At 46.6% G+C, this 13520-nt stretch carries 12 protein-coding genes; 9 read left to right on the top strand and 3 right to left on the bottom strand.

The features are described from left to right. Nucleotides 1–7 precede the first annotated feature (7 nt). The 6 genes from ACXHJ2_RS17995 (at nucleotide 8) to ACXHJ2_RS17970 (ending at nucleotide 7977) form a co-directional block, all read left to right on the top strand. On the top strand, nucleotides 8–1531 hold the full coding sequence (locus ACXHJ2_RS17995; protein WP_013369695.1) for a copper amine oxidase N-terminal domain-containing protein: 1524 nt from the start codon (nucleotides 8–10) through the stop codon (nucleotides 1529–1531). Nucleotides 1532–1776: 245 nt separating this feature from the next. After that, nucleotides 1777–3087, top strand: coding sequence for a galactokinase (locus ACXHJ2_RS17990; protein ID WP_025675494.1), 1311 nt, complete (start codon nucleotides 1777–1779; stop codon nucleotides 3085–3087). Between the two features lie 113 nt (nucleotides 3088–3200). Next, nucleotides 3201–4118: a RecB family exonuclease gene (locus tag ACXHJ2_RS17985; RefSeq protein WP_025675495.1), complete on the top strand. Its 918-nt coding sequence runs from the start codon at nucleotides 3201–3203 to the stop codon at nucleotides 4116–4118. Nucleotides 4119–4295: 177 nt separating this feature from the next. Continuing rightward, nucleotides 4296–4955 (top strand): SGNH/GDSL hydrolase family protein, encoded by a 660-nt coding sequence (locus tag ACXHJ2_RS17980; RefSeq protein WP_040101980.1) that lies wholly within the window; start codon nucleotides 4296–4298, stop codon nucleotides 4953–4955. A gap of 141 nt (nucleotides 4956–5096) precedes the next feature. Beyond that, complete coding sequence (locus tag ACXHJ2_RS17975) at nucleotides 5097–6440, top strand: hemolysin family protein (protein ID WP_058711162.1); 1344 nt, start codon at nucleotides 5097–5099, stop codon at nucleotides 6438–6440. 262 nt (nucleotides 6441–6702) lie between these two features. Next, on the top strand, nucleotides 6703–7977 hold the full coding sequence (locus ACXHJ2_RS17970; protein ID WP_165080328.1) for a methyl-accepting chemotaxis protein: 1275 nt from the start codon (nucleotides 6703–6705) through the stop codon (nucleotides 7975–7977). 89 nt (nucleotides 7978–8066) lie between these two features. Here ACXHJ2_RS17970 and ACXHJ2_RS17965 read toward each other — a convergent pair whose 3' ends face one another. Next, on the bottom strand, nucleotides 8067–8279 hold the full coding sequence (locus ACXHJ2_RS17965; protein WP_025675499.1) for a hypothetical protein: 213 nt from the start codon (nucleotides 8277–8279) through the stop codon (nucleotides 8067–8069). A 140-nt stretch (nucleotides 8280–8419) separates the two neighbouring features. Here ACXHJ2_RS17965 and ACXHJ2_RS17960 point away from each other — a divergent pair, with 140 nt between their 5' ends. Continuing rightward, on the top strand, nucleotides 8420–9202 hold the full coding sequence (locus ACXHJ2_RS17960) for a YwaF family protein (protein ID WP_064962449.1): 783 nt from the start codon (nucleotides 8420–8422) through the stop codon (nucleotides 9200–9202). A gap of 123 nt (nucleotides 9203–9325) precedes the next feature. Here ACXHJ2_RS17960 and ACXHJ2_RS17955 read toward each other — a convergent pair whose 3' ends face one another. After that, nucleotides 9326–10117: an SDR family oxidoreductase gene (locus ACXHJ2_RS17955; RefSeq protein ID WP_025675500.1), complete on the bottom strand. Its 792-nt coding sequence runs from the start codon at nucleotides 10115–10117 to the stop codon at nucleotides 9326–9328. A gap of 203 nt (nucleotides 10118–10320) precedes the next feature. Here ACXHJ2_RS17955 and ACXHJ2_RS17950 point away from each other — a divergent pair, with 203 nt between their 5' ends. Continuing rightward, nucleotides 10321–11754 carry an N-acyl-D-glucosamine 2-epimerase gene (locus ACXHJ2_RS17950; protein WP_165080330.1) on the top strand — a complete coding sequence of 478 codons (1434 nt, stop codon included), beginning with the start codon at nucleotides 10321–10323 and terminating at the stop codon, nucleotides 11752–11754. Between the two features lie 115 nt (nucleotides 11755–11869). Further along, a complete protein-coding gene (locus ACXHJ2_RS17945) occupies nucleotides 11870–12541 on the top strand; it encodes an MgtC/SapB family protein (protein WP_025678842.1) in 672 nt (223 codons plus the stop codon). A 217-nt stretch (nucleotides 12542–12758) separates the two neighbouring features. Here the strand turns inward: ACXHJ2_RS17945 and ACXHJ2_RS17940 are convergent, their stop codons facing one another. Beyond that, on the bottom strand, nucleotides 12759–13436 hold the full coding sequence (locus ACXHJ2_RS17940) for a peptidylprolyl isomerase (protein WP_013369710.1): 678 nt from the start codon (nucleotides 13434–13436) through the stop codon (nucleotides 12759–12761). Nucleotides 13437–13520: the final 84 nt, after the last annotated feature.

Genomic DNA, 13520 nt, shown 5'->3' with positions numbered 1-13520 from the left:
GATTAATATGAATATAAAAAAATGGATTGCCGTCCCTCTTATTCTGTTAATGGTAGCTTTGACAGGTTGCCAGGCAGTAGGCGGATTTGATGTAAGTAAAAATTTATTGGGAACACTTGATGTGAAATCCCAGCAGTCAACGGAGAAAATTTCTCTTAAATTGACTCCAAAAGAAGGTATCACGCAAGGAGATCAACAAATCATAGATTTGATTAATTCGATTTCGGTGACTGTAGATGAAGCCAAGGTACAATCGGAGGAAGTTGCTTCCGCCAAGGGTACTTTGCACATTGATAAGTATAATTTGCCATTTGAGCTTGCTTTGGATCGCCAAGGTATGGCTATTCATCTGGAAGGTGCCAAAAAACCTTATTACATATCTTTGAACTCGCAAGAGAGTTTGAGTGGTCTGCCTGCCGGGTTTGATCCGTATGTATATTCCAAAGACGTGAGAGATCTGACCAAAACAGCTGCTGCACTTATGCTCAAGCATGCTCCTAACCCTTCGACCATTTCTGCAACGTCTGTAACCGAAGAAGTATACGGTGAAAAAGACAAGGTGAAACTGACTCGTCTCCATACAGAACTGCGCGGTGATGAACTGGTTGCATTGGTAAAACCATTCCTGGCGAATCTGGCCAAGGATGAAGCTGGCTTAAAAGAATTGATCGGTCAAGCTATTGATATGACTAAAACTATCGCTTCCAGCATAGCTATTGAGGGTAGTGATAAAGTAACAACGGAACTGAATGAAAACAAAGAAAAGCTGGTCAACGAGGCTTACACTGAAGTTAAAAAGTATTTGGACCTGGCTGTGGCACAGTATGATGTAGGAGTCAGCACTATGTATGCAGAGGCACCTGAAATCAAAACAGTTCTGAGTGCAAACACTGTGCTGAAAAGCGACATGTATTTTGATGAAAAAGGAAATGTTCGCAAAGCGCTGACAGACCTGACAGTTGCATTGCCAGATGTAGACGATCTTCCGGTGAAGTCCTTTACCGTTCTGACCGAGACCCAATCCTGGAACGTCAATGGTAGTGTAACGGCCGATAAAGTAGATCTTTCTAACGGCGTTATTGACTTGAATGCACAAGCTGAATTAACACCGGGAGCGACACTGCGCAATTTTGAAGCGAATTCTCCGATCTACAACATTTTAAAAAATGATTTGGAAATTACAAAAGTAGAAACAATTTTCGATCCTAAAGACGATTACTACGTATTGGAGAATCGTGGAGGTACGGCTTTCATCCCATTGCGTGAACTGACAGGCGAATTGAGCTCAGAATTAAAATGGGATGCGGCTGCCAAACAAACAACTGTAATTGATGATATTACTGGTAAGACGATTAAGCTAAAAAGTGGCTCCAAGCAGGCTGTACTGGAAGGAAGCACATTGACGTTGCCGCAAGCTCCATATACGGATGAATATGGCACATTGTATGTTCCTTTCAAATCTGTTGCAGAGGCACTTGGCGCTACTGTAACTCGTAACAATGCTGGAGAATATGTGCTGAAACGCGATTAAAAAAGAAATCCAGAACACCCTTCTTCTTCTTAACGGTTAGTGTATGGAATGAATCAGGTGTAAATACAGGAACCAGCCCCGATTAGGGGCTGGTTCTTTTTTAGTTATATTGGTAAAATGCTCATAAAAGCGATTAAAATAAGCGCTTACAGATTAAAATTGTGCCATACTTTTACACACGGAAAATTGAGATAATTAAAGCATCATTCTGCGTGGAAACAGACATACAAGTAGGGGGATATACGATGAAAGATATGGAGCTATTGAATTCTAGCGAGGGACAGATTGTTCTCGCACGGATGTACGGCCAACAACAAATTTCCGAGCAAACCTCTCGATATCAATCACTTATACAGGCGTATCAGGAGCATTTTGGTGTAGGGGATATTGAACTGTTTAGTGCTCCGGGGCGCTGCGAAATTGGAGGGAATCATACAGACCACAACCACGGGAAGGTGCTGGCAGGCAGTATTACACTTGATACGATCGCTGTAGCTGCTAAAGTAGAGGAATCCGTTATAACATTCTTTTCTGAAGGCTACAAAACGAAATACGTCATTGATTTAAACGACTTGGCACCAAAACCGGAGGATGACGGTACGATGTTGCTGGTCCGTGGTATTGCAGCTGGTCTGCTTGAATTCGGGTATCGTATCGGAGGCTTCCAAGCTTATATATCAAGTAATGTATTCTCTGCTTCAGGATTAAGCTCTTCCGCTTCGTTTGAAATGTTGATATGCACGATATTAAATCATTTTTATAACGAGGGAGCGTTAGATACTGTTGCTAAATCCAAAATTGGTCAGTATGCGGAAAACGTCTATTGGAACAAGCCTTCAGGGCTGCTCGATCAGATGGCTTGCGCATATGGCGGTTTGATTTCCATTGATTTTGAAAATCCCAAGGAACCGATCATCAATCCAGTCCATTGGAATTTTGAACAAAACGGCTACTCCCTGGTTATTGTAAATACAGGTGGAAATCATGCTGATTTAACCGATGATTACGCAGCGGTGCCGAACGAAATGCGTGCAGTGGCTCAGTCTTTGGGCGCTTCGGTTTGCCGTGACTTATCGCCTGAGAATCTGTATGCCAATCTCAAGATGGTCAGGGAAAAAGCTGGGGATCGGGCAGTGCTTCGTGCTTTGCATTTTTTTGAAGAAAATAAGCGTGTGGATGAGCAGGTGAAATCGCTGGAGGAAGGGCGCTTTTCTGATTTCTTAAAGCTCATTACCGAATCCGGTAATTCTTCATGGAAATGGCTACAGAATGTATATAGAAGTGGGATTGATCGGGAACAAGACGTATCGGTTGCCCTGGCTTTAACGGAAATGTATTTAAAATCAATTGATAATAGCGCATGCAGGGTACATGGTGGTGGCTTTGCTGGTGTGATCTTGACGATTCTTCCCAATGATCATGTGGATGATTACAAGGAGTGGATCAGCGGAATGCTGGGAACTCCAGTACTCGTAGTCAACGTCCGTGAGGATGGTGCTGTTAATGTAAGTGAATTGATCAATGCTGAACGGACTCGTAGCGAGAATACTAACTAGTCAGTCAAAGACTTTAACCTATGGGTTAAAGTCTTTTGTCGTTTTTATGACCGATACAGCTTAGGCATGCGTTATAATAAAGAGATGGAAGTTCTAATGAAGGAGGGCCTGTCATGGCAATATATCCGTCCTGGTCCTATTCACAATCGAGGGCCCAAACGTTCGACGAATGCTTACGCAAATACTATTATCATTATTACGGCTCGCATAACGGATGGAATTCGGCACAGGGCACTGAAGAGCAAGTTACGTTGTATCGGCTTAAGCAACTGAGCAACTTATATATTTTATTCGGGAATATTACGCACCAAATGTGTGAATCGGTCATACGCGGGTGGATGGAAAAAGGGGCTGTCCCGCGCACAGCATTTCTGGAGACAGCTATGAAGAACATGTTGAATGACAGCTACAAGGAATCATTACACCGTGAGGTATGGCTGCAAGATCCCAAAAATCGGGTTATGCTGGCAGAGATTTATTACGACGATGAAGTGCTTCCGGAACGGATTGCCCGGATTAAGGAGCGACAGCACGCGGTGGTACACAATTTGTACCGTACTGCGGTTTGGCGTGAACTGCAACAGGGAAAGGCCCGAATTGTAGAAGTGGAGAAGTGGGATACGATGCTCCTTCATGAGACGAAAGTATATGTCAAAATGGATTTGCTCTACCGTAGAGACAATGGAGACATGGTCATCGTGGATTGGAAAACAGGTAAGGAAGGCGATTTTTCCGACCAACTTTTTTTGTATGCTTCCTATGTACAGGAGCACTATCAGCTTCCTTTGGAGAAGATCGAGGTACGTGTGGAGTATTTGATGACAGGAGAGCATGAAGTATATCGCCCCACACCAGAGGATATCGACAAGGTAGTTGGCAATGTAGGACGTTACATCGAGGAAATGAAGTCCTGCCTTGATGACGATTACTATAATCGACCCAAGCCCGAGTCTTTCTTCACACCGATGCCTTCTCGCAGAGTATGCGGGGGTTGTAATTTTCGCGAAGTGTGTAAGTACCGAGCGGTCTGAAATCGAAAAATCAATATAAAAACGGAGTAGGTGGAATGGTGCTGTACAAGCAATGGAAAGCACCATTCCACCTGCATAGTGGCTATAACTCTCCCAATTCCTGAAACCGCTTTCCAATTCGAAAAATAAGAGGTATGATAAGGGTATTATTGGAAATTACGAGGAGGACAATCGAAAATGTCGAGTACAGGACACACACGTATTCTTTTTCAAGGAGATTCCATTACAGACGGAGGAAGGGGACGGAATGAGGACGCGAACCATTGGCTGGGTCAGAGCTATGTGTATCTGATCGCTGGGGCACTTGGGAGTCGACTGGCTGATACACAGCCGGAATTTGTCAACCGGGGAGTTTCGGGGGATCGGGTTTCGGATTTGTATGCACGTTGGAATGAAGACACGTTTAGTCTACAGCCGAACTTGCTCAGTATTCTAATCGGAGTGAACGATGCCTGGCGGATCGTGGAGCAGGAGCCGTCCGGGGTGACGGACCGATTTGAACGAGCCTATTGCCACCTGCTGGAGGAGACACGTGAAGTGATGCCTGATACCGGGCTGGTGCTGTGTGAGCCGTTTATTTTGAAAACGGGAGCTACCGAGGCGCGCTGGGACATTTGGCAAGAAAAAATAACGGGTTACCAGCGTATTGTACGTCAACTTGCCGACAAATATGGGGCCGTATTTGTGCCGCTCCAGAGCATGTTGAACGAAGCTGCTACCAAGGCGGACGCCTCCTATTGGCTGCATGACGGGGTTCATCCGACAGCGGTTGGGCATCAGTTGATAGCTGATCAATGGATAGATATTGTGCAAAAGAGTCCACTGGCGATTCGTTAACCAAGTCGTACATAGTCTACTCCTTGTCATTTTTGGGTAATACACGATTATGGACATCATTACTTATGTTATGGTTCCAACCAAAAATGAATGTCAAAGGGGGTGCTTCTTGCTTCGGCATCAACGGAGCAAGAGAGGGCTATGGAAACGATAAATATCATTCTAGTTATTTTACTTATCACTTTAACAGCTTTTTTTGTGGCCTCAGAGTATTCCATTATCCGTGTTCGGGTATCTCGTATCAACCAATTGGCCTCTGAGGGCAACAAAAATGCGAAAGCTGTTAAAAATATTCTGTCTCGGCTCGACGAGTATTTATCCGCTTGTCAGCTTGGAACCACATTAACTTCAATGGCGCTAGGCTGGTTAGGGGAATCTACAGTTGAGAAGCTGCTACATCCCCTGTTTGTGTTGGCGCATATTCCAGCTGGACTAACGGGAGTGCTCTCCTTTTTGCTGGCTTTTCTGATTTTGACCTATTTCGAGGTGGTCGTTGGGGAACTGGTACCCAAAACCTTTGCCATACAAATTGCCGAACCGATGGCATTGTTTTTTGCCCGTCCGATTACGGTATTCTATAAAATAACGTATCCCCTGAATTGGGTGCTCAGTCGTTCTTCACGTGTCATTACGGGGCTTTTTGGGCTGAAAAAGGTATCTGAAGAAGATGCAGCACTCAGTGAAGCTGAGCTTCGACTAGCGTTATCTGAAGGCTTTCGTAGTGGTGAAATTACACCGACAGAATATCGATACCTGAATAATGTATTTGATTTTGATGACCGTGCGGCGCAGGAAATTATGGTACCACGCATCCACATCCGTTCCATCTCTCATCAGGCAACGGTAGCCGAGTTTATGGAGCTGATCGAGGACAAGGTCTACAATTTTCTGCCTGTAGCTGAACATGGGGACCGGGATCGTATTATCGGGATGATTCGCGTTAAGGAAGCTCTGCATGATTTGGCCCGTGGGCATAGTACAGGAAATACAACGATGGCTTCTTACATTCATCCGGTACTTCAGGTGATTGAGACGGTACAGGCTCGGGATCTGCTGATTCAGATGCAAAAACGACGTATTCCAGTAGCGGTGCTGGTGGATGAATATGGTGGAACGTCTGGGCTTGTCACCCTAGAGGACATTATGGAAGAGATTGTTGGAGACATTCCTTCCTATACGGATACCGAAACCCCCGCAGCGCTAACACCACTCATTACAAAAACAGATGATCATCGTTACATACTCAAATCACAGGCGCTTATCCATGAGGTCAATCGGCGCTTGGAGACAGATATTGAGGCCGGGGACGTATATACGATTGGCGGTTGGATGCTTTCAGAACGTTTTGATATCCAGCAAGGAGACAAGCTGACCAGCGGATTATGGGAGTTTACTGTACTGGAAAAAAACAGTCACCAAATAGACACAATTGAAGCGGTTAAAAAGGCAGTTGTTGAACAAAAGGATGACAGTTATTCTCAATGATGGAAAATGGGATTGCGAAGAAATAGATTACTTTAGATGTGACGAATGGCCTGCAACGTAAGCGGCAGCGCGATTCGTCCACTTTTTTTGACGCAGTTTGCTGCCTGAATAGCATGTTGTTTTTGTAGTTAGGTCAGGGGACTTAAGGCTCTGCATCTTTATGCTTATAAATATAGGTGTCTGTGAAAAATACTACTAGAAATGTAGCAATTTTATGGTAAAATGGAATCAAATTTGAGTTTTTTGGGGTGGGCTACAGTACATGAAGATGTCACTAGGTACGAAAATGGTTACTGCATTTGTCTCAATTTCAGCAATAACCTATGGAACAAGCGCTTTTTTTATTTTTGTACTCAAGGACTGGCTTGCTCATGGTACACAGGAATGGGTATACACCTCGATCATTTTGTTATTGGGTGTCCTGTGGAGTGGCATTTTGGGCTGGTTGATCTCAAAATTACTTACACGGCCAATTGTTAGATTGGCCAAGGCGGCAGAGGAAGCTTCGTCGGGCAACCTGTCTGTCGTAATTCCAGAGCGCCGTTCAGATGATGAAATCAAAGTGTTGTACGATGCATTTCGGCATCTGATGCTGAACATTAAAGATATGTTCAATGAGATCTCGTATAGCACCAGAACAACTTCGCAAAGTGCAGAAAATCTGAGCTTGGCTATTGTACAAGCTACGGCGCAAATCGAGTCCATGTCTACGGTGGTAGAAGATATTTTGGATGGCGTGGAGCAGCAAAAGCAAGCATCTGCCCAATCAATTAAAACAGCAGATCGAATGCTGGGCGATTTTAAAATGATGCGTAACAAATCGGGACATATGCTGAAATTGTCAGGCCATATGGAGCATTCAGTGGATTCGACGCAGACTGTATTTTCATCCCTGATGGATGGAATGGGAGAGCTGACAGCTTCACATAGTCGTTCGCAGCAGGTGATTGCACGACTGGAAAAAGAAGCTTCACAAATTGAAGCGATTACAAGCACCGTGAAGGATATTGCCGAACAGACCCATCTGTTGGCGCTGAATGCTTCCATAGAAGCGGCACGTGCGGGAGAAGAAGGGAACGGCTTTGCTGTAGTAGCGCACCAAATTCGCGCACTTGCCGCCCAAAGTACGGAGTCTGTACAGCAAATTAATGCTATCGTTAGCCGTGTACAGTCACAAATCGTAGAGACCGTGGAGTTGATGCATCAGCAAACGTCTTTGGTCAGTGCTGAGGCGGAACGGACAAGCTCTGTCGATCAGACACTGAACCGTTTGAACGCTATTGTACGTGAATTTGTCGAAAGCATTCGTACTATGGAAGAAGCCGTAACAGAGCAGACGAATCGGGTGGATCAAACCTTTGAGCAGATTCATCGTATTCAGCAAATGTCAGGGGCATTCTCTGAAGGTGCTCACAAAATTTATACGGCTGCTCATGAGGAGACGGCTATTATGCAGGAAATTTCATCCTCTTCCGAGGACTTGAAAGTGCTTACGAATAAACTCATGATGAAAACACGTGGAATCAACTATAACTAAAACCGTCATGTAAGATATGACGAATACCCATAAAACTTAGCCGCTACACACCGGAAAACGAAGCAAACGGGTTCTCCGGTGCGTGGTGGCTATTTTTTAATTTCAAAAAACTCACATTGTTTTCTGGGATGGTAAGCCAGATCACTGACGCTAGACTGCACAACGATGGTTTGATCGTCAAAACGGATTATAGTCCCGCCTGAGCCAATCAATTGGTCATCTTGAAATACCCGGATACGAAGATGACGTTCCAGTGCCTCGCTGAAATCCTGATCTGTAATTAGTCGGCGATTAATCGGCATGAGTGTTCTCCTTTGAATATAATATCTTTTATCATAAAGGTTAAGGTATTGAACAAGCAAGAAAGATGGCTAGAACATATTCGACTATTTGGTATAAAATAGAAGGTGCGAAAAAAGAAAGAGATCGAAGGGGGCTTTCTATGGACTGGCTATGGTCAGGGTCTTGGTTCGATGCGTACGCGCCGGAAGGGTTCGAGGCTTTTACTCCGTCACATGGTTTGGCTATATTGGGACTCATTGTATGCGCTGTGCTGTTGTGGCTAACGCGGGGCTGGATTCGGTCGAATAAGCCTGTAAGTGAGGGAATTCGCTGGCTATTAATTACGGTCCTCGTTCTCTCAGAGGTGACTTTGAATATATGGTATGTGGCACAGCATATTTGGGATGTCCAGACATCATTGCCCTTGGAACTGTGCAGTGTGACACTGCTGTTGTCCATCCTCATGCTTATTTTCCGCAGCCGCTGGTTATACCCGGTGGTCCTTTTTGCCGGAATTGGAGGAGCGCTTCAAGCCGTACTCACGCCTAATTTGGCTTATGCCTTTCCTCACTATCGTTTTATCCATTTTTTCGTAGCTCATAGTGCTATTATTTTGGCTGCCCTATATATGACCTGGATCGCAGGGCTCCGACCGACGTGGAAGGGTGTAGGGAAAGTTATGCTATTTCTCAATGGCTTGGCGTTGATGGTGTGGATTGTAGACCGTGCTCTCGGTGCCAACTACATGTTTCTGACCGGAAAGCCGTCGACACCATCGATACTGGATGTTTTGGGACCATACCCTGTTTATATTTTGGCAGAAGAAGCCATTGCGCTGCTGTTCTTTTCTCTTCTGATGTTGTTGTTTGAGGTGCTGCCAGGAGGGAGATTGTATGTCCGCCTTCGCAAAGGAGCTGTGCATGGTGCTGACAGGGCGCTATAGAATTGTTGTGAAACGATGCACAAGTCATGCAAAAGCAGCCTTTTCCACTAGTAATGACTTGGGATAAGGCTGCTAGGAATGACTAAACAGTAGTTTATATGGGGACAACGATCCCCTTTATGCTTAGCGCAGCAGCGATTCTGCTCCGTCTACATAGATCTCCGTACCCGATACATGGGATGATTCATCTGAGGCGAGAAACAGAACCAGATTGGCGACCTGCTCTGGCTCACCGGGAGCATCCTCCAGCGGATGCTCTCCGCCCTTCGGAAATTCGACTGGAATTTGTACCTTCTTCAAGTCTTCGGTAGGGTACGTGTTATCATCAATTTTCGTGTCGATGGCTCCTGGGCATATCGCGTTAACCCGAATTTTGTAACGTGCCAGTTCCAGCGCTGCCATTTTCATAAAAGCAACCTGCGCCGCTTTGGTGGAAGCGTAAGCTGAGAACCCAATACCCGAAAAGGTTCGGTTACCGTTGATGGAGCTGGTGATGATAATGCTGCCGCCGCGTTCCTTCAGGTATGGAACGGCATATTTAACGGTAGCGAAGGTGCCGCGTAGATTAATGTTCATCGTGCGGTCCCATTCTTCCAGCTCCATGGTCTCAATAGGGGCCATGGTGCCATTAATGCCTGCGTTGGCGAACACGATATCCAGCTTTCCGTATCTTTCTACGACTTTAGCGAACCCCTGCTGAATCATATCTGGCTTGGAAATATCACATTCCAGCACAAGTGCTTCACCGCCGGCCTGCTCAATGATTGCTTGGGTCTCCTCTGCATGCTCAGGTGTCCGATCCAGCATGACCACCTTGGCGCCTTGTTCTGCAAAACGAATTGCGGTTGCCTTGCCGATTCCTGAACCTCCACCACTGACCACTGCTATTTTTCCTTGCAATCTCTGCTCTGCCATTGACTATTCCTCCCATTCCGTTCATAAGCTAAACCTGACTCGTTATTCCAATACCTCTGAACGCTAATGATGAAACAGTAGCTGCTGCATTTCACCCCATTTGCGAAATATGGTAACATAGGCGAACCAGTAGGAACATATAGCCCAAACCTGTAGATTCTGAGCAAGTATCGGAAAAACGTGAGTGACGGAGGTGGATCGAATTGGACAATAAGAGAGATGAGCGATCCGAATCGACAGACTCTATAGCACAAATCGGAAAAATGAAACCATGGGCTCTGAACGGTCCCAGTATTCAAATTGATCCGTTGTTTCCCTATTACGCCAATCGGTCGCGGGATAGCATAGCGGATGAGATCGCCCTTGCGGGCTACCAGACCGTGCATTATTTTGTTGTACGTGAAAATGAAGTGGATGGAGCGCTTGTTGCTGCTTTTCAGCGCAGAGGCATCGCGGTGTGGGCGATGGTGCTGGGCAACGGTTCTTTTGGCGTGTCCCAGCTGCCGCCAGCGTGGAAGGAATGGCGTATGGAGTTGCTGCGCGAGCCCAACGACGGCTTTCAGCGGCTTTCGCATTTTGCCCACGAATATGTGGAATGGAAAAAGAAAGCCGCTGCCCGGCTCGTCACCGATATTCCGTTTGACGGCTTTGAGGTGGCGGAGCCTTATTTCCCCGAATGGAACGGGCTACGCAGTGGAGTGTACGGGGATATTGGGCCGCATGCACAACGTGCCTTCCGTGCGCGCTGCGGTGAGGACATTCCGAATTTCCGCGATAAGCATGCGCGGAATTACTACCGGAAGGTCCCGAAGCTGTACGCGCAGTGGGTCGATCTGCGCGTGGACGCCGTGAATGGGCTCATTTGTGAGCTGGTGAACGGCGCAGGCGGTGTGCGTGATGTCCGGCCGGACATCTGCGTGTCGACATGGTCGCTCGCTGTGAGCGGGCGTGGCGATATTCCCGGTCAGCTGCGGGAATGGCAGGGCCTGGATGCGGTAGCCATGATCGGGAGCGTAGCTCCGGATATGCACGTACTCCAGACCCATTGGCCAGACTGGATGCGCCGCCGCCTGCCGCCACAGTATATTCGTGGCTATGCTCGCATCGCGCAGTCCATACGCGCCGCTTATCCGGGCTTGCCCCTCGGAGTGCAGGCAGATATCGGTTCGCTCGCGCGGATGGTTCGGGACCGCGAGTGGACGCGGCAATTCGGGGCTACCGCCCTGGAGGGCGACTACAACGCCTGGACTGCCTATGAATACCATCTGGGAGGCTACATGTACGATGAGCCTCCCGTACCTCTTAAGGCGGAGCGTTCCGCCGAAGATGAGGTGATTATTTCTTTCAATAAGCGAATTGCTACGCCGTCTTTAGATAAGCTGCGTATTTGGAGCCGGGAGGACAACGCAGATTCAACTCGCGCTTTAAATCGCAAGCCAGCAAAGGATTCACGAACACTGCTAGAGCTTGTAGATGCAGCAGCAGACGGAAACCGCCTATTGCTCCGTGTACGCAATTTACCATCAATGGCATTTAGTATGCGTATAGACGGTGTGCAGGATACACCAGAGCTGTGGCTACTCAAGGGAAGAAAGGCACATCGCAATCTTCCCGAACATGAAGTGAAGGTTCCTTAAAATTTGGGTAATAACAAAATAACAGCTGTATAACGGCTCATTTGCCGGAGCATCATGAATTATATATTAAGGCAACATCTTTTCATAACATCAACAATAGTGGAGTGAAAAAGGTATGTGGGATTGGGATTACCTGATTCGGGTCATGTTTGCCGGATTGTGCGGCGCATTAATCGGCTATGAACGTAAAAGTCGAATGAAGGAGGCTGGCATTCGCACGCATTTCATTGTCGGGATCGGGGCGTCGCTTATGATGGTGGTATCCAAATATGGTTTTCAGGATCAGACTGTATGGTCTAACCTGTCGCTGGACCCTTCCAGAATAGCAGCGCAGGTTATAAGTGGAGTCGGCTTTATCGGCGCAGGAATGATTTTTACACAAAAAAATAGAATCAAAGGGCTTACCACCGCTGCGGGCATCTGGACTACAGCTGGCATTGGTATTGCTGTCGGTGCAGGAATGTATGGGCTTGGCGCGGGTGTAACGCTGTTTATTTTGGCGGCTCAGTCCTTGCTCCATAGTCGTTTTTATCAGATGGCTACCCCGTCCACACGGCAAGTGGTTGTTCAAGTTGAAAATGAGCCGGGTGTACTGAATCAAATTAAAGAACTGCTGGAGAACAAAAAGCTGACCATTCACAGCTTTCACGCCGAGCGTATCAATAACGGTGAGCAGTTGATGGTTCATATGCTTCTAAAGCTGTCCCGGTCAGAGGGAGTGGAGGAATTGTTGTCACTGCTGCAAGAGATGGAAGGTATCCGTTCAGTCGAGACCAAATCCAATTAGACGACTTTACGGCTCATTTAGTATCTTTTTTGTCGAACGCTGACAGACTCATTTAACAGTAAAATACTTTAAAAATAATGATTGAAAACGCTTCCTTTTGTGTATATACTCTTACTACATCACAGAGTCAGCAGCTTAGAAAGCATCAGGGGATAAGCAACAACGACCTCATGCGTATGCACAAGGTCGTTGCTGTTATCCCGTTTTGAAAAACAGGTTATTTTACTTTGACGGGTTCTGGATATTTTTTACCCAGCGTATCTACAGTAACTTTTTTCATTGTAGCTGGTTTGGTAGGTTTGTCATTGCTATCCCGTTTGGAGTTGACGATAGCGTCGACCACGTCCATTCCGGACGTTACTTTACCGAAAGCGGCATATTGACCGTCGAGGTAGTCCGCATCGGCAACCATGATAAAAAATTGCGATCCGGCCGAATCCAGGTCCGCCGAGCGGGCCATGGATAATACGCCACGTGTATGTTTGAGTGTATTGTTAACGCCGTTGCTCTTGAATTCCCCTTTGATACTGTAGCCGGGGCCGCCTGTACCGTTACCTTGCGGATCACCACCCTGAATCATAAAGCCTGGGATGACGCGGTGGAAAATGGTACCGTTATAAGCTCCCTTTTGCACCAAGGAGATGAAATTGTTAACCGTGTTCGGTGCTACTTCCGGATACAGCTCAAGCTTGATTTTCTTGCCATCGTTCATGACAATCGTGACAACTGGATGTGAAACAGTCTTGCTTTTGTCTTTAGTTGCAGCGGGCGTTGTAGTGCTTGTCCGGCTTGCGGCTTCCACATCGGCCGCTTTTGTGCCACATCCGGCAACCAGCACGAGCATGATGGCTAGCAGGCACAATGTGTACCATGGGCGTATCGATTTTCGGTTCATTAATATTCCTCCTGAAAGGTTGGATGGTGTAACATCCTAATTTATAGTTTGGGGACAGCGCAGAACACTTTTCCATTTACTATC

It is taken from the genome of Paenibacillus sp. ALE3 (assembly GCF_054113405.1).
This window is presented reverse-complemented; position numbering and strand designations above follow the sequence as displayed.